Below are 17,754 nucleotides of genomic sequence, written 5' to 3' on the forward strand. Positions count from 1 at the left end.
ACTAATTTTGTTGTGGAAAATCAGCTAATTCGCCTGAATTTGAGCGATAATCGGCTTAAATCGGTTTTGTTATTCCTCGGGTAGGGGACTATAATAAGGTCATAGGTCAAATAAAGTCAAAGTCAATGAGAGGAGAATGGATAATGTTTGATATGGTTCCTTTTGGTAAACGTAGAGATGATGCTTTTGGTGTGCTGGCTAAGTCCTTGAATGATGTTTTTAATGATGATTTTTTTGCACCGATTAAGAGCTCCACGATGTCCTTCAGAACAGATATTCGTGAGAGTGAGCAGGCTTACCTGATTGAAGCTGAACTTCCTGGTTTGAAAAAAGAAGAAATCGACATTGATTATGCCAGTCCTTATTTGACGATTAAAGCTGTACGTAAGGAAGAAAATGCCGAGGAGAACAAGGAACATCAGATTGTACGCAGAGAACGCCGATATGGTGAATATGTGCGCAGATTCTATGTTCAAGATATTGCCGAGGAAGAAATTCGCGCGTCTTTGAAAGATGGAGTGCTGAAGCTGGAAGTTCCCAAACGGCAAAAAATGCAAGGTAAACGCATCGAGATTCAAGACGGAGATTCTAATTCTACGGGTTCGCAGTCTGAATAAGCATAAATTAAGCGGAATGAACTTCTGCTCAGTCTTTTAGAGATGGCAGCGGGCTTTTAATATAGTGTTATGAATAGAAGGCGCATTGTAGTGGAGGATTCCGGCTATGGTGCGTCTTTTCTCGGAGTGCAATGGTGGTCAACATGAGAATAGGGATGGAAAGGAGGAAGCGCGAGTGGCTAGTAAAAGCTATTATGATGCTTTGGGCGTGAGCAAAAAAGCTACTAAACAAGAAATTAAAAAGGCTTATCAGAAGCTTGCCAAGAAGTGGCATCCCGATGTTAACAAAGCCCCTGAGGCAGAGGCGAAATTCAAAGAAGCAGCTGAAGCCTATGAAGTGCTTGGTAATGAGGATAAACGGAAACTCTATGATGAAGAGCTGCTTTATGGAGCTCAACGTGGCAGAGCTAGTGGAGGGGCGGCGAGTGGAGCCTCCTCTTGGGATTCAAACTTTGGTGGAAGTGGAAGCTGGAACGGTGGAACTTATTCAACAGGAGGTTCTGGTATTTCGGAGGAAGATTTATTCGGGATGTTTTTTGGGAATCGGGGCTCGGCGGATCGGGCTGGCTTTGATTTTTTCTCGGGAAGTGGAACGGGGCGTGCGAATGGCAATCCGTGGGGCGAGGCCCGTAGTACCATGCAGGCGCAGCTGGATATTACCTTGGAGCAGGCTTATAAGGGCGCCACTGTAAGAGTACAGGTCAGCGACAAAACGGTGGATGTTAACATTCCGCCTAGATCCTATGAGGGTACAATTATTAAAACCGCGGGAAACACTCCGGGTGGCGACGTGCTGCTGGCACTTCATATTCTTCCTCATGATATTTATGAGATTCGCGATGGCGACTTATATGGCATGGTTGAAATCGCTCCTTGGCAAGCGGTATTGGGTGGAGAAGTGAAGGTTCCATTACCGGGGGGCGGCGCCGTGAAATTGAAGATTCCAGCAGGAATTCAGAGCGGCAAAACGCTACGTATCCCCGGCAAGGGCTTAAAACGTGAGAATGGTGCGAACGGCGATATTTTATTTGGAATTGAGATTGTTATCCCTGAACCTATCAGCGAAGCGGAGAAAAATCTCTACCGAAAGCTGGCAGACTCCAGCCCTTTCGAAGCCAGAGCTAAACGTCAAAGCACTGGCACCCAGCGGCAGAAGGCGAAAGTGGGTAATTAATAGATAGGTAGAAGAGGTAGAGGTGAGGTGATTACACTCGTTTGTGATCAACTCTGGTTGGTGAATAAGGTGATTTGAATGCTAGTTGCAGAACAGTAACTTATTTAGCCACTAACTATAAATGAACGTTTCGCTCAAACGGTGAAAGTCGGCACTATGGTGGGAAAAAAGTGCCAAAAGTGCTTTCGAAAGTGCCTTCGAAAGTGCCAAACTGGGATCGATGGTCGAAAAGAAAGGCAAAAGTGCCTTAGAAAGCGCTGAATGGGGCTCGTTGGGCGAAAAGAAAGGCAAAAATACCTTAGAAAGCGCTGAATGAGGCTCGATGTGCGAAAAGAAAGGCAAAAGTGCCCTAGAAAGCGCCGAATGGGGCTCGTTGTTCGAAAAGAACGGTAAAAATCCCGCAGAATGAGTGCAAACCAGCTAGTTACTCGAAAAGAGCGGCAAAAATCCCGTAGAATGAGCGCAAACCAACTAGTTACTCGAAAAGAACAGTATAAATCCCGCAGAATGAGTGCAAACCAACTAGTTACTCGAAAAGAACGGTAAAAATCCCGTAGAATGAGCGCAAACCAGTTAGTTACTCGAAAAGAACGGTAAAAATCCCGCAGAATGAGTGCAAACCAGCTAGTTACTCGAAATAAGCGGGATAAATCCCGCTAAATTAACCTATCCCCGGCCAAAAAGGCCGATTTAATATAATCACTCTTAAATAGAAAGGTGAGAGAGCTATGGATTTCAATAAATTAACTCAAAAGCTGCAGGAAGCAGTAGCTGCGGCGCAGTCGCTGGCATCAGACAGCGGTCATCAGGAGATCGATAATCTCCATCTGTTAAAAGCGTTGCTCCAGCAGCAAGAAGGTTTGCTGCCAAGATTGCTGCAAAAGATGAATATCCCTGTGGCTGAGCTGATGCGCAGCACAGATGAACTGCTTCAACGCAAGCCGAGCATCAGCGGGTCAGGAGCAAGCACGGTAAGGCGTTACGCCTCGCAATCGCTGATTCATCTGCTGGAGCAGGCGGAGAAGGAAGCGGCGAAGATGCAGGATGAGTTTGTTTCTGTGGAGCATGCGGTGCTGGCAATGGTGTCGGATTCGAGCGGGGAGAATCGTGAGCTAAGGGATCTTTTTGTCCGCCGTGGGCTGACCCGTGAGAAGCTGATGTCGGTGCTTGCTGAGATTCGTGGACATCAGCGGGTAACCAGCCGGGAGCCAGAAGCTACTTATGAGGTGCTGGAGAAATACGGCCGTGATCTTGTAGCAGAGGTTCGCGCGGGCAAGATTGATCCAGTCATTGGTCGTGATGGCGAGATCCGCCGGGTAATCCGGATTTTGTCCCGTAAAACGAAAAATAACCCTGTGCTGATCGGTGAACCAGGTGTAGGGAAAACAGCCATTGTGGAAGGCTTGGCCCACCGGATCGTGCGCAAAGACGTGCCAGAGGGGCTGAAGGATAAGACGATTTTTTCACTGGATATGAGTTCACTTGTGGCAGGCGCCAAGTTCCGTGGTGAATTCGAAGAACGCCTGCAGGCGGTATTGAGGGAGGTTCGCGAAAGTAACGGCCGCATTATTCTTTTTATTGATGAGCTGCATACGATTGTGGGCGCAGGTAAAACCGAAGGCTCGATGGATGCGGGCAATATGCTGAAGCCGATGTTGGCCCGGGGTGAGCTGCATTGTATCGGTGCCACAACGCTCGATGAATATCGCAAATATATAGAGAAGGACCCTGCGCTGGAGCGCCGTTTCCAACAGGTGCTCGTGAGCGAACCCGATGTAGAGGATACAATCTCCATTTTGCGTGGTCTGAAGGAGCGGTTTGAAGTCCACCACGGGGTCAAAATCCATGACAGCGCCCTAGTTGCCGCAGGGGTATTGTCCAATCGTTATATTACGGATCGATTTTTACCGGATAAGGCGATTGACCTAGTGGACGAGGCTTGCGCCATGATCCGCACAGAGATAGACTCCATGCCGGGTGAGATGGATGAAGTGACCCGCCGCCTGATGCAGATGGAGATTGAAGAAGCAGCGCTTAAAAAAGAAACCGATGACGCCAGCAAACGCCGTCTCGAAATATTGCAGCGCGAGCTCGCTGACCTGAAGGAGAAGCAGCTAGGAATGACGGCGCGCTGGGAGAAAGAGAAGTCGGCCATCCAAGGGATTCGCGACCTCAAAAAACGGCTGGAGCAAGCGCGCAAGGATCTGATCGATGCACAGGAGGAATATGATCTTAATAAGTCAGCCGAACTGAGCTACGGCATTATTCCTGATTTGGAGCGTCAGCTGAAAGCAGCGGAAGAAGCGGCACAGCAGGATCAGGATACAAGATTGCTACGTGAGGCTGTTACTGAAGAGGAAATCGCAGATATTGTCTCCCGCTGGACGGGTGTTCCAGTTAGCCGACTGGTAGAAGGCGAGCGGGATAAGCTGCTGCGTCTGGAGGATACGCTGCATGAACGGGTAGTGGGCCAAGACGAAGCAGTCAGCTTGGTGGCCGATGCAGTGCTTCGGGCAAGAGCGGGAATCAAAGATCCGAATCGCCCGATTGGTTCATTCCTGTTCCTTGGCCCGACGGGGGTAGGGAAGACTGAGCTCGCTAAGTCGCTTGCGGTATCTCTTTTTGACCGCGAAGATGGCATGATCCGTATAGATATGTCGGAGTATATGGAAAAGCATAGTGTCTCCCGTCTCGTCGGCGCACCTCCAGGATATGTTGGATATGAGGAAGGCGGGCAGCTCACGGAAGCTGTGCGGCGTCAGCCTTATACTGTAGTGTTGCTCGATGAAGTGGAGAAGGCGCATCCCGATGTGTTTAACATTCTGTTGCAGCTGCTTGATGATGGACGGCTGACTGATTCACAAGGCCGAATGGTTGACTTCAAGAATACAATCATCATTATGACTTCCAATATCGGTTCACCTCATCTGATTCAAGGCACCGATGAAAAAGGTCAGCTCACGGAAGCTGCCAAGGATAGAGTGATGAAGGAACTGAGTGGTCATTTCCGTCCAGAGTTCCTGAACCGGGTGGATGACATTGTAATGTTCAAGCCGCTGACACTGGGTGAGATCGAGAAAATTGTGGACAAACTGGTGGATGGATTGCGTCTACGTCTGGCAGAACGGGAAATCGGGCTGGCATTAACTGAATCGGCGGTGCGTTTTATCGCTAAGGAAGGTTTTGATCCTGTGTATGGAGCAAGACCGTTGAAAAGATTCATCCAGCGCAGCTTGGAGACACGTGTGGCGCGTGCGATTATTGCTGGTGAAGCCGCAGAGGGATCAGTTATTCAGGTGGATGAATCCGGCAACGGGCTGACGGTAACCATTCTGAAGCCAGAAGTCGATGGGCCACAGAGTTCTGAATTGAGTTCTGAATAAAAAAAGGCGTCCACAAAACCGTAACGGCTTTGTGGACGTCTTTTTTATTGTAAGCCTCACTCCACCCAAGGGATTAGATGAGGCTGTTCATCCAAAATCGACATATACTGCTCTTTCCAGCCGTATTTTCCGTCGGGGTCGAGGAGCATATAACGCAGATATTTTTCCAGCCGGAACTCGGCTTTGGACCAACCGAGATGCTTGAGCCGCAGGTTGCTTAGCTGATGAGACAGCTCAAAGATATTTTCCGGGAACCGCCCACAGTGCTGTGGAGATTCATTCCATACATAGTTGAAGTCTTCTTTATAGCGAAGCAAAAAAGGGCGGTAGTTCAGATGAGAGCGCCAGTAGGTATCCTCCCTGTAATGGTTCGCGTTCCATAAATCGTAAAGACGGAAGCAGAACAGATCGACCCCATCTGCATACAGCAAGGAATCTATATTTTCTGCAAAGCTGGCTTCAAAGATCTCATCCGCGTCCAGACTCAGAATCCACTCGGGATTTGTCTTTAGGACTTCCTCCCACTGCTGTTTTCGCAGCTCAATTTCATTGCTGAACTTGGATTCGGTATTATGCACGAGATGAACGGGAATGCCTTTAAGTGCTTCCAGACAGACAGCTGCTGTATTGTCGGTGCTGCCGTCATCAATAATGACAGCCTCATCGATATATTTGCGGTGTTCCTCCAGAACCTGTCGCAGGAAGCGCCCGCTTTCATTTTTTACAACCATGGTAAGGGTTAGCTTGGGACGCTTTTTGGTTATAGGAGCAGCTGCAACCTCATTGGAATTTTCCTCGATGGGTGTGGGTGCCGATTCAGCTTTTACCCCTGTTGTTTCTCTGATAAAATCTTCAACCTTGTTCAAATCACTATCTCTGTACAAATGAAGGGCAGGATAATGGGTGTCAACAAATAGCGGAATGCCAAGGGCCGCGGCACGAATACAGAAATGGCGATCCTCGCCCCAGTATGATATGTTCCGGATCTGATTGTAGCTCACCCCGGCTTTTATCGCATGCTGGCTAATCAATGTACAAGCGCCGAGACCCCCCACTTCATAGATTCCAGGATTGCGGAGTTTGGCTATGAATTCATGAAATCTGCGGTTGATTTCCTCGGGTTGCAGTTTTTCGCCGGGAAGTATCTCCCACTGATTATATTCGTCATGCATCCAGACCTGCGGCTGAAACATGGTATCGGGCTGCCACTGTGTCCAAAATACCTCTGAAATAATATCTTTGTTCGTCCCTATTAGATGTCTTAGCGTAGCGGGGTGGAGGATGAGGTCTGAGTCGATCAGGAACAGGTAGTCGTAGTTCAGGGTTTGCGCTCGGTTAATCATGAGGTTTTTGAAGTTGGCGACTTTCCAGACTAAATCAGAATTCCAATAGTGAGTCGTATCATTGCGAATGTACGCATCGTTAAAGCCGGAGCTTTGAATAAAAATATGCTCGCCCTTGCTTTTGAATTCCTGGAGCAGCCGGCTGGATTCCTCATCATCATTGTCATCAATCAGATGGAAATCCAGTTCGATTTGCTCGATATTCAAGCGCAGCAGGGAATTCAGAAATTCCCGTAATACATTGGGCTTTTGATGGATCGGGCTGCCGATTAATACGCGTGTCTTATTCATTGCGGCCTCCTTGGGGGACTCTCCCTTTCTTCCGAGAGGTATAGGTATGTTCTCAATATATTTACAGTGAGAGAGTAATAATCCTTATTTCGCAAAGTTCTTATAGTAAATGAGAAATGAGAGTTGGATAAATTGAACTTTTTAGATATATTAATTTTGATGAATCTGCTGTACAATTACCGGATAATTAGATAAGAACGCAGCCAGATGAGTACAGGAATGAGACTATGGATAAATCACCACTAAAAGTTCAGTAGTTAATCAATCTGTTACTGGCCATGAATCCTCGTGCGGATGTGTTCTGGGATGATGGAAAGGGTGAATACCGACCTCTGCTGAATGAGGATGCTGAGGAAATTGATTGCACCGGAAGAGACAGCGAAGACTGAAGCTCATATTGGTGGCTGAACAGAGTTTGATTATTGCGACCCTTGGCATACTGTATTCGGAAGAGTCATTTCAGGTATGGACCCTGTGGATACTTTAAGGCGTGGGGATGTCATGAAAAAGGTCGAAATTATCAGTTCCCTCAATATTACATTAATGTGAAATGCTATCCATTGTAATTCCTAGTATCCCGATATACAATATAAAAAACAAACAAAGACAATATAGACACGGGGGAGAAACTTATGCGTAGAGGATTATCTGGAGTTATTACTTTGGTTTTGTTAACATTTTTGATTAGCGCGTGCTCCGGGGGAAATAACGCCGCTTCCACAAATACAAATCAGACGCCTACGGCTACTGAAGGATCGACAGCAAGCACTGAACCAAAAGATGGCGGCAACTTAATTATTGGGGTCGCTGCAGATCCTGTCATTCTAAATCCGAACTATGCAGGTGATCGTGTCAGTCTGACGATTGACCAAGCGCTCTACGCGCCATTGTTCCAAGTGAATAACGGAGAGAAGACCTTCTACTTGGCAGACAGCCTGACACTTTCCGAAGATAACCTGACCTATACATTGAAACTGAAAAGTGGACTAACTTGGCATGACGGAGAAAAGCTTACAGCTGACGATGTCGTGTTCACGATTGATAGCATCCTCGATGAGAAGCAAAACAGCATGCTGAGAGCGAACTTATTCATCGGTGATAAACCCGTTAAGGCAGTTAAGGTGGATGATCTGACTGTAGAGTTCAAGCTTCCGCAGGTCAGCCCAGCTTTTGAAGCTACACTAGTGCAAGTATTTCCGATTCCAAAGCATATTTTTGAGAATGAGACGGATCTAGAGAAAAGCACCAAGAATGCTGCTCCGGTTGGATCTGGCCCATTTAAATTTAAAGAATACAAAGCAGGCGAATATGTTACACTCGAGAGATTTGATAACTACTTTGGCGGCAAACCACATCTTGATTCTATAACGTACCGGATTGCTAAAGATACGAATGCTGCGAATCTCGCACTTCAGAATGGTGAGATCAACATTAAGTATCTAGATCCACAGGATGTTGGAACGATTGAGGCTTCGAACAATTTCGAAATCCTGCCTTATAGTGAAGGCCGATTGTCCTACCTGTTGTTCAATGCAAACAGTGATAGAGGTGCTCTTGCTAAAAAAGAAGTTCGTCAAGCCTTGTCTTTAGCCCTAAATCGTGATGAAATCATTCAGGCTGCTTATACTTCTAACGAGTATGCAGACCCGGCGAAGTCCTTTTTGACTCCGGATGCATTGTTCTATACTAATGACGTACCTTCTTTTGATAATGATGTAGAAAAAGCCAAAGAGCTTCTGCAATCGGCAGGGGTTAGCGATCTGAAATTGAGATTGATTGTATCGAGCGGTAATAAAGCTCAGGAAGCCATTTCACTATACGTGCAGCAAAAGCTAAAGGCCATTGGCGCTGAAGTTGAACTGCAAAATATGGATGCCTCGGCATATGGCCAGAAATTCAGTGATATGAATTCAACAGATTTTGAACTTGCGATTGCAGGTTATATTATGGGTTACGATCCTGATGCTTACAGAATTTTGTATACTTCTACTGCAGACTCTAACTACTCGCATTATAATAATGCTGAAGTCGATAAGTTGTTCAATGATGGTGCAGGAGAAGCAGATGTAACTAAACGTGGTGAGATCTATAAGAAGATCCAAGAGATCATTGCTGACGATGCACCGATTTATCCAATTGCTAATACTAAGACTATTGTAGCTGTCTCCAAGAACTACGGCGGTCTAGAAGAAGCAGTCTTGAAGCCTGTCGTTATTTTTGAAGATTTATCGAAAATCTACCTTAAATAAGAACGGGAAAAAATAAGCTGGTCAATCCAGCTTATTTTTTTACCGATATAGAACTGGGAGAATATACGTATGAGACAACTTATCGTCCGAAGATTACTGCAAACCCTGCCGATGCTGTTTTTTGTCTCGGTTGTGTGCTTTGCGATGATTAAGCTGGCTCCGGGGGATCCGGTACTATCCTTCGTTACGCCGAATATGCACGCGGATGATATTGAGCGCATCCGGCATAACCTTGGGCTGGATAAGCCAGCCTACATTCAATATTTTATATGGATCAAAGAAGTACTGCAGGGCAATTTCGGTTATTCCCTTGTGAATCATCAGCCTGTATTGGAGCAAATTCTAGAACGTTTACCTGCAACAGCAGGTTTGATGGGCAGTGCAATCGGCTTAGCCGTTCTGTTGGCGATCCCGATGGGTCTGCTTGCTGGAGCTAACCGGAACCGCTGGGTGGATAAAGTAATTAATTTTTTATCCTATATCGGAATTTCAGTGCCTTTATTTTGGCTGGCCATCTTACTTATGTACTTATTCGCAATTAAGCTGCACCTGCTGCCTATTATGGGGATGCGAACCATTGGTGTGGAATCAGCGGTTGATGTATTGAAGCATGGTATTTTGCCTTGCGCCGTATTGGCGTTTGGATTTCTGGCCGGTTACGTACGATACATCCGCTCTAGTACGATTGGACAGCTAAAAGAAGAATATGTGCAGATTCAATATGCTTTTGGATCCAGCAAGACAACGATTCTGTTCCGTCACGTGCTTAAGCATGTACTGTTGCCAGTAATTACATTGCTCGGGATGTCGATGGGTGATCTGGTGGCGGGTGCAATTGTAACGGAGACGGTATTTTCATGGCCGGGTATTGGCTCTTTAGGGATGACTGCGGTTAAAGGGATGGATTATCCCGTAATTATGGGAATAACTTTGTTCTCTTCTTTAATGCTGATCATCGGCAATCTGGTCGCGGATATTCTATATAGCTTCGTGGACCCACGAATTAAATTAACGAGGTGACCTCATGAATCGCAGTAAATGGAAAAGTGTTGGAGATGAGCTATTTACGAATAAATTGGGTGTCGCAGCCCTCATTACTTTAATCGTCTTCACACTAGGCTCTATATTTGCTTTTTTATCCGGACATGATCCGAATGCAATGGATGTTTTGGCACGTTTGAAAGCACCCGGGGCGGATCATTGGTTTGGTACGGATGATTACGGCCGGGATTATTTTGCCCGAGCTTTGTATGGTGGCCGGGTATCTTTGCTAGTTGGTTTTGCTTCAATGATCATTGCCACGGGTATAGGTGTGACGGTGGGTGTGATCAGTGGATATTTTGGCGGATGGATTGATAATCTATTGATGCGGATGCTTGATGTAGTGATGTCCATTCCATCTTTCCTCGTGCTGCTGCTGCTCAGCGTATTTCTGAAGCCGAGTGTAGGAAACATCATTTTAATTATTGCTCTATTAATGTGGATGAACATTGCCCGTGTGATTCGTGCGGAGACGATGACGATTAAAGAACGGGAATATGTACTATATGCAAAAGCTTCCGGCCAGAGCAACTTCGGAATTATTTGGCGTCATATTCTTCCGGGGCTAGTACCTGTTGTGATTGTAGGTGCGACGAATAATATCGCTTCCGCGATTATGATGGAGTCGTCCCTAAGCTTCCTTGGGTTCGGGGTACAACCTCCGAATGCCACTTGGGGCAGTATGCTTAACAATGCGCAGGGATATATCGCTCAGGCACCTTATTTGGCATTGTTCCCGGGGTTATTGATACTATTAACGGTTCTGAGCTTTAATGTTCTGGGCGATATTTTGCGGGTTGGCTTTGAACCGAAGCTGATCCGAAGATAGGAGTGTGAAGACATCATGACGGAACGGTTATTGTCTGTTGAGAATTTGAAGGTTTCCTTCCAAACTCGGGATGGAGAGAATCAGGCAGTTCGTGGCGTTAGCTTTCATATAGATGCTGGAGAAACGGTAGGGATTGTTGGTGAATCCGGAAGCGGGAAGAGTGTAACTGCGAAGGCGATTATGTCGTTGATTACACCTCCGGGTAAAATTATCGCTGGAAATATTAATTTTCGTGGTGACAATTTATCTAACCTTTCGGAAAAAGAGTGGAGAAAACTGCGCGGTAACCGCATAGCGATGGTGTTTCAGGACCCCATGACTTCTCTTAATCCTGTGAAAAAAATCGGCCAGCAGCTTACGGAGGTCATCCGGCGGCATCGCGGCTTAAATAAGGAAGCAGCGTTTAAAGAGGCAGCAAGTATCCTGCGGCAGGTGGGCATTAATAATCCTGAGCAGCGGCTGCAGCAGTATCCGCATGAATTCAGCGGCGGGATGCGGCAGCGGGTCATGATCGCTATGGCTCTTTCCTGCCAGCCAGAGCTATTGATTGCGGATGAGCCGACAACTGCGCTTGATGTAACAATACAGGCCCAAATTCTTGATCTTTTTAAAGAGCTAAAAAATAATACCAGTACAGCTATAGCGCTGATCACTCATGATTTGGGTGTGGTGGCTCAGGTATGTACACGGGTTATCGTAATGTATGGTGGACTAGTGATGGAGGAAGGTACGGTGGAGGATATTTTTTATCGCCCACAGCATCCTTACACGAAAGGTCTGCTTCGCTCCATTCCGAAACGTGACGGCAAATCGCGTGAACGTCTAATTCCAATCGAAGGCACACCTCCGGATTTGTTGAATCCTCCTTCTGGCTGTCCCTTTATGGAACGTTGCCCTAATGCTTTTGCCCGTTGCAGCGAACGTCCTCCGGTAATCGAATTATCGCCCGGTCACCGTTCGATGTGCTGGTTAGCAGATGGTGTGCAGGAGACTCCAGCCGTAGCTGGCGTTGAAGGGAGCGGTTCGGTTGAGTGACAATAAGATTCTAGTGGACGTAAATAATCTCAAAAAACATTTCTCCAAAGGCAAGGATATGTGGGGACGCGATACATCGGTGCTTAAGGCAGTAGATGGCGTAAGCTTTCAGATACGACAGGGAGAGACCTTTGGGCTGGTTGGAGAGTCGGGAAGCGGCAAGTCCACGGTTGGACGCTGCTTGCTGCGCTTATATGACTACACAGACGGTGAAGTGTCTTTTGACGGGCAGCCGCTGAGCAAGCTTGGAGAGAAGCAGCTAAAACCTTTTCGCAGACGCATTCAGTCGATCTTCCAAGATCCCTATTCATCACTTAATCCAAGCTTAAGTGTGCTTGATCTGATCAGTGAGCCGATGAAAATCCACGGTATCCACGAAGGTGAAGAACGCAAAGAAGCTGTTGCGGCATTGCTGGAAAAGGTAGGTTTAAAAAGAGAACATCTCTACCGCTTCCCGCATGAATTCAGCGGTGGCCAACGCCAGCGGATTTCGATTGCCAGAGCATTGTCCGTAAGACCTGAATTTGTTGTGTGTGATGAACCGATCTCAGCGCTGGACGTGTCTGTCCAGGCTCAGGTAGTGAACATGCTGGAGGATTTGCAGTCCGAATTCGGCTTGACCTATCTCTTTGTCGCACATGATCTGTCGATGGTACGGCATATTTCTGACCGGATCGGCGTGATGTATGGCGGTCGTCTAGTGGAGGTAGCCGAAAGTGATGAGCTGTACGAGAATCCTATTCATCCTTATACAAAGGCGCTGCTGTCTTCCATCTTGGAGACGGATCCCCGGCGGGCCAATCAGAGAATTATTTTAGACGGATATTCGCAAGAGTACGGCAGAGCTGAGACTTCCACACTACAGGAAGTAAGTCCGGGCCATTATGTTGCTTATGATTTTACGGTATGATTAGACTCTATATATAGATTGGGAGGGATCAGAATGTCAGAGAACTTAAACCGGGTAAAGTTATCCCAGTGGGATGCGTTATTGGTGGAATCACTCCGCTCCTTGGGGTGGTCTGATGAGGATATTCTTCGTAAAGTGGCAGAGGGCGATTTGCCCGTTGACGAGAGCGAATACCAATTTGATTATAAGCAGCTGACTACGTTGCAGTCAGAGCAGCCGGAGTTGTTCGGGCAAGCGGTGAAGACAGGCTATCAGATTAAATACAACACGATTCGTGGGATTCGCAGCTGGATATGGGTAGCTCTGGGCAAAGAAGCGGCTCTGGAGCTTGAGGAAGGTAAGGAAGCCGCTGAGGTGGCTTTAACCTTGGCCGAGAAGGAACGTTTGGCTTCTGTGTTATCCTTCGGTTGGCAGATCGAGAGCGATACGAAGGCAGTGGTTGGAGATACAGCTGTCTACCGGATTGCACCGATTGGACGTTAAGCTGAATAGCTACAGTAAAAAACGATTGTTGCGGGGAAGGACTCCCTGTGCACAATCGTTTTTTTGTTATATTTCTCGCTTAAATGCTTATCTTTAATATACGCTTACCGCTGGGTAAAATACCTCATAGTGTGCAGCCTCAATCCAGCTTCCTGTCTTAAAATCTCTGCCCCGGACAAGCACTTTATCGCTATACACTTCTACATAGAAGCCTTGGCTGCCCTCTTTATGTTTATCTTCATTAGTCCAAAGATAGGCGACAGAAGCAGCATTAAACATCGTTGCGATCTCTCCATCGCCAGGGAACATAGTGTTGTCTACCTCCAGCTCCCAATGGGTATGTCCAGTGAATAACAAGGTCTGAGGGTATCTCGACAGGATTTCTTTTAATTCCGTATCTTGTGTGACACCATACCAATCTTGCGATTCCAGCGATCCGGCTACGGTGTCTTTAAGCGGTTGATGCAGGAAGAGAAAGATAGGCTGATCTGGTGAAGCTTGTTCTCCAAGCTTATGCTCCAGCCAATCAAGCTGTTCAGAAGAAAGATCACAGAATTTGGGCAATCCTTGTTCTGTCCCTAGCATAATAAAATGATAGCCATTGACCCAGTGATCATGATAGGGTCCGGACATTCCGGTCTGTGACGTATACATTCCTAAACGTGATTCCCAATTTCCGAGGCCCACATCATGATTGCCTAAGGTAAAGGTAATCCCGGGCAGTTCGGTTTTGTATTGTTTGAGGATACGAAGCATTTCTTCGTATTCAGCAGGGAAGCCGTGGTCTGTGACATCACCGATATGCATAATCCCGCTGCTGCCTTCCCCATGCGCTGCTATATCACGGAGAGCCAGCTCGAAGTTAAGATTGTACTCATGATTGCGGTCAGCAGTGACATGGGTATCCGTAATGATCTGAAAGGTGATAACTGGTTTATCTTCAGGTGATGTGTTCGTACTCATGTTTGGGCATCCTCCTTCATCTATGAACCTATCCAATACTGTTGCTGTTCGCTAATGCGTCTTGCCGCTAATATTCAGTCCTATGATCCCGACAATGATGACGGCTATCCAAAGTAGTGAGGATAGGGTTAGCTTTTCTTCAAAGAACAGGGTTCCTATGAAGGAAATCAGGATGATTCCCGCTCCTGACCATATCGCATAAGCTACGCCTACCTTAATAGAGGTGAGAGCATAATTCAGGGAGGTGAAGCTGGCTCCATAGAACAGGAACATAAGCACGGAAGGCCAGAGCTGGGTGAACCCTTGAGATATTTTCATTGAGAGGGTCCCTGAGAGTTCGAACACAATAGCCAGCGCCAGAAACATCCATGCCCATATTCCTTCTATTCTCACAGGGAAGTAACCTCAATTCTGAGCTCAGCGTAAGATTGTACAATGAGATCTGCATCCGGGAGAATATGTGTTGAAGCACTAGTACCGTCGCTTTCTGCTAGGCCGATAGCTACCTGTACACCCGCTGCTTTAGCCATTCGCATATCCCCGTTAGTATCACCGATAACTGCTGTGTGCGCGGGTTCAACGGCCAACCTTTCGCAGGCAAGCTGCACCATGTCGGGGAAAGGTTTACCCTGATCCACAAGATCTGTTCCAATTACCTCGGAGAAATAATGCCGTATGCCCAGCCATTGGAGATGTTTGTCTGCGGCCTCTGTTTCATCTGCGGTCACCACGGCGAGAGGAATGCCTGCACTCACACACTCATCAAGAAAACGATGAAGTCCCGGAAGGGAGTGAACGGGGCGTTTCTCTTCTAACCTAACATCCGCTTCGAGACGGCATTGATGGACAAGCTCCATGGACTCCGCCCAAGATAAACCTTGCAGATAACCCTGCCATGACAGAATGGCATAAAGATCACTCATAGTCCCCATAGCCAGCGGTCCGTTGCGATCATAATCGGTAATGCTCCCCTGGGCATTGTGTACAGTTCCCATTAATGCAGGGAGCTGCTCTTCTGCAATCTGTAGTCCTTTTTCCTTCATATACTTCGTGAATCTCTCTAAAAAACATTCGCCCCAGCTGCCCCAGAGGGATACGAACTGGAGCAGCGTACCATCCTTATCGAATAGAATAGCTGCTACAGCATATCTGCCTTGTGGAGTGATGAGCTCAGACATGAAGTCCACCGCCCTTTATTTTAATTTATCAAGCGCAGCTTGCGCCGTTTCTTGTGCTTCCTTAAGTGCTTGTGCTGCTGGGATATTCTCAATCTGCACCTTATCTGCGGCGATTGTCATCGCATCGTTAATTTTGCCGCCAGTTGGGTCTTGGAAAGGTGCAGAACCATGAGAAGCTTGCATCAATGGAACCTTAATCTGTGGATTGCTTTCGCTGAATGACACAAACGCAGGGTCTTGCAATGCGGATTGGCGCACCGAAATATATCCCGTATTAATGGACCAGGACGCAGTATTCTCAGCATTCGTGAAGTAGGTTAGCCATTTCATAGCTGCTTCCTTTTCACTGTCGCTGGCTTTGGATAGAATGCCGGCCATAAGGGCTTGGGCTACGGGTTTGCCCTCACCGATCCCAGCCCAGCCTGGCTGCTCCATAGCCGAAACAATGCTGAAGTCCAAGTCGCCCTGATCGCCGCTGGAGCCAGTGTAGCCTGCGGCTTGACCCTTCATTACATCGTCAATCGTCTTGTACCAATACTCCCAGCCTTGACCGCCGGAATGAATCCGCATGATCTTATCCTCGTGAATCCACTTGCGGAACAAATCCCAGGTTTCAATCCACTCTTTAGAGTCGACCATAACTTGTTTTCCATCCTCACTAAGGATAGTGCTTCCTTTGCTGAGTACGGCATCAATCATGTTCCCTGAACCCCACATAGGCTCCCAACCATAAAGTGTGGTTTTGCCGCCGTCCTTCACTGTCATTTTCGCAGCTGCGGCAGCCAGATCTTCCCAAGTCTTTAATGTGCTCGCATCAATTCCATTCTTCTCAAAAACATCTTTGCGGTAGTACATGACCTGCGTTGTTCCATACATCGGCAGGAAGTATTGCTTACCATCAACCTGGCCCTGATTTAGAAAGGTTTGGACAAAATCCTCTTTATTAAAATCTGGCTGCAGTGCCATAAGCTCGTCTATCGGAGCGAAATATCCTTTACGGGCCCAATCTACATTGGAGGAGAGAGCAGCCGCAGGTACTTTTCCTGTAGCGATAGCTGCTTGCAGCTTCTGTTCGGTTTCCGTGTAGTCTGCCTGCGCGATACCTTTGACGATGACCTCTTGCTGAGAGGTATTAAATTTCTGAATCAGGGCCTCCATATTCTCACCAAGCTTGCCGCCGAGACCATACCAGAATTCAATTGTTACCGGTGCATTTTGTGTGGGCGCAGCCTCTGTGGAGGGGGAGGAAGAAGCTCCATTCGCCGCTGTAACATTGCCTGTATTCGCATTTCCTCCGCAAGCTGTTAACATTGTAAATCCGGCAACCAAAGACAGGGTGGACAGTCTCTTCAATACGTTCATCATCATTCTCCTCTTATTAAAATAGAATTGTTAGCTTATCCTTTGCTGGAACCAGCGGTCATATTGACACTTTGCATGATCGTTTTCTGAGCTAGTAGAAATACTAGCAGCAACGGGGCGATGGTGAATGCGCTAGCGGCCATGATCAGCGGCCATTTTAATCCGTAGGCACCTCCTTGAGTAAAGAAACTACGCAGACCCGCCGAGACTAGCTGGAGATTAGGGTCTTTGGTTATCAGCATCGGCCAGAAATAGTTATTGTACTGATCAATGAAGGTGATCAGGGCTAGCACAGCAAAGGAAGAACGTGTAATGGGGACAAGAATGGTCCACAGAATCCGCATATGTGAGGAACCGTCCACTTCTCCAGCCTCCACCAGCTCATGGGGAACCTGAAGGAAGGCTTGGCGAATTAGAAAGATGGAGAAGACACTTACACAGTTGGATAGAATTAATCCGGCATATGAATCCAGTAGATGGAGCTGGGACAATACCAAATATCCGGGAAGATAAACAGCGGTGGCGGGAACCATATAGCCGAAAAGAATAACGCCTGAGAACAGCCCTCTGAAGCGGAATTTCATATGCGTAAGCGCATAGGCCATCATCCCGGAATTTATGACCTGCAGAATAACAATCGACACAGCGACAAATATGCTATTGCCCATATATCTGAAGAAAGGGGCTTCGTGCCAGGCGGCTGAAAAATTACTCCACAGCGCATCCTTAGGCCAGATTGTGGGCGGAGACTGCCAGATTTCATCATTGGTTTTTAAGGCGCTGGTGACCATCCAATAGAAGGGGAAGGCCATGATCAGTGCAATAGCTGTAAAAAATAGATGGCGGGTCAGCTTGCCCACGCGTACGATCGTTGCATTCATCAGTCGTTCTCCTTT

15 protein-coding genes and 1 pseudogene are annotated in these 17,754 nt (G+C 47.1%); 10 read left to right on the forward strand and 6 right to left on the reverse strand.

The window, feature by feature from the left end; genetic code table 11:
* Nucleotides 1-143: 143 nt before the first annotated feature.
* The 3 genes from NST25_RS01355 (at nucleotide 144) to clpB (ending at nucleotide 5,174) form a co-directional block, all read left to right on the forward strand.
* Entirely contained in the window at nucleotides 144-617 is a 474-nt protein-coding gene (locus tag NST25_RS01355) for an Hsp20/alpha crystallin family protein (RefSeq protein ID WP_076186194.1), read from the forward strand.
* 175 nt (nucleotides 618-792) lie between these two features.
* Nucleotides 793-1,791: a DnaJ C-terminal domain-containing protein gene (locus NST25_RS01360; protein ID WP_175617381.1), complete on the forward strand. Its 999-nt coding sequence runs from the start codon at nucleotides 793-795 to the stop codon at nucleotides 1,789-1,791.
* Between the two features lie 728 nt (nucleotides 1,792-2,519).
* Nucleotides 2,520-5,174, forward strand: coding sequence for an ATP-dependent chaperone ClpB (clpB, locus tag NST25_RS01365; protein WP_340393216.1), 2,655 nt, complete (start codon nucleotides 2,520-2,522; stop codon nucleotides 5,172-5,174).
* Nucleotides 5,175-5,230: 56 nt separating this feature from the next.
* Here clpB and NST25_RS01370 read toward each other — a convergent pair whose 3' ends face one another.
* The gene (locus NST25_RS01370) at nucleotides 5,231-6,808 is read right to left on the reverse strand and encodes a glycosyltransferase (RefSeq protein WP_340393217.1); all 1,578 of its coding nucleotides are present in this window, start codon (nucleotides 6,806-6,808) and stop codon (nucleotides 5,231-5,233) included.
* A 435-nt stretch (nucleotides 6,809-7,243) separates the two neighbouring features.
* On the opposite strand from NST25_RS01370, the pseudogene NST25_RS01375 reads away from it, so the two are divergent.
* The 7 genes and pseudogenes from NST25_RS01375 to NST25_RS01405 form a co-directional block, all read left to right on the forward strand.
* A pseudogene (locus NST25_RS01375) lies at nucleotides 7,244-7,357 on the forward strand (peptidylprolyl isomerase); the annotation flags it as partial.
* Nucleotides 7,358-7,440: 83 nt separating this feature from the next.
* On the forward strand, nucleotides 7,441-9,057 hold the full coding sequence (locus tag NST25_RS01380) for an ABC transporter substrate-binding protein (protein ID WP_076127005.1): 1,617 nt from the start codon (nucleotides 7,441-7,443) through the stop codon (nucleotides 9,055-9,057).
* Nucleotides 9,058-9,126: 69 nt separating this feature from the next.
* Complete coding sequence (locus tag NST25_RS01385; protein ID WP_076127007.1) at nucleotides 9,127-10,077, forward strand: ABC transporter permease; 951 nt, start codon at nucleotides 9,127-9,129, stop codon at nucleotides 10,075-10,077.
* Between the two features lie 4 nt (nucleotides 10,078-10,081).
* Nucleotides 10,082-10,927, forward strand: coding sequence for an ABC transporter permease (locus NST25_RS01390; RefSeq protein WP_036687295.1), 846 nt, complete (start codon nucleotides 10,082-10,084; stop codon nucleotides 10,925-10,927).
* 15 nt (nucleotides 10,928-10,942) lie between these two features.
* On the forward strand, nucleotides 10,943-11,962 hold the full coding sequence (locus NST25_RS01395) for an ABC transporter ATP-binding protein (protein WP_076127008.1): 1,020 nt from the start codon (nucleotides 10,943-10,945) through the stop codon (nucleotides 11,960-11,962).
* Nucleotides 11,955-12,872 (forward strand): ATP-binding cassette domain-containing protein, encoded by a 918-nt coding sequence (locus NST25_RS01400; RefSeq protein ID WP_280753353.1) that lies wholly within the window; start codon nucleotides 11,955-11,957, stop codon nucleotides 12,870-12,872. Before NST25_RS01395 ends, NST25_RS01400 begins: the two co-directional genes overlap by 8 nt.
* 33 nt (nucleotides 12,873-12,905) lie before the next feature.
* On the forward strand, nucleotides 12,906-13,355 hold the full coding sequence (locus NST25_RS01405; RefSeq protein ID WP_248549165.1) for a hypothetical protein: 450 nt from the start codon (nucleotides 12,906-12,908) through the stop codon (nucleotides 13,353-13,355).
* A gap of 93 nt (nucleotides 13,356-13,448) precedes the next feature.
* Here the strand turns inward: NST25_RS01405 and NST25_RS01410 are convergent, their stop codons facing one another.
* The 5 genes from NST25_RS01410 to NST25_RS01430 are packed head-to-tail and all read right to left on the reverse strand — an operon-like array spanning nucleotide 13,449 to nucleotide 17,739.
* Nucleotides 13,449-14,318 (reverse strand): metallophosphoesterase, encoded by an 870-nt coding sequence (locus NST25_RS01410; RefSeq protein ID WP_248549164.1) that lies wholly within the window; start codon nucleotides 14,316-14,318, stop codon nucleotides 13,449-13,451.
* A 51-nt stretch (nucleotides 14,319-14,369) separates the two neighbouring features.
* Entirely contained in the window at nucleotides 14,370-14,711 is a 342-nt protein-coding gene (locus NST25_RS01415) for a multidrug efflux SMR transporter (RefSeq protein WP_248549163.1), read from the reverse strand.
* Nucleotides 14,708-15,496, reverse strand: a complete 789-nt coding sequence (locus tag NST25_RS01420; protein ID WP_280753352.1) for an HAD family hydrolase — start codon at nucleotides 15,494-15,496, stop codon at nucleotides 14,708-14,710. Before NST25_RS01420 ends, NST25_RS01415 begins: the two co-directional genes overlap by 4 nt.
* A 15-nt stretch (nucleotides 15,497-15,511) precedes the next feature.
* The gene (locus NST25_RS01425) at nucleotides 15,512-16,858 is read right to left on the reverse strand and encodes an ABC transporter substrate-binding protein (protein WP_340394349.1); all 1,347 of its coding nucleotides are present in this window, start codon (nucleotides 16,856-16,858) and stop codon (nucleotides 15,512-15,514) included.
* A gap of 35 nt (nucleotides 16,859-16,893) precedes the next feature.
* On the reverse strand, nucleotides 16,894-17,739 hold the full coding sequence (locus NST25_RS01430; RefSeq protein WP_076127021.1) for a carbohydrate ABC transporter permease: 846 nt from the start codon (nucleotides 17,737-17,739) through the stop codon (nucleotides 16,894-16,896).
* Between the last annotated feature and the right edge of the window lie 15 nt (nucleotides 17,740-17,754).

This window comes from Paenibacillus sp. FSL E2-0190, assembly GCF_037992965.1.
Classification (GTDB): domain Bacteria; phylum Bacillota; class Bacilli; order Paenibacillales; family Paenibacillaceae; genus Paenibacillus_AQ; species Paenibacillus_AQ odorifer.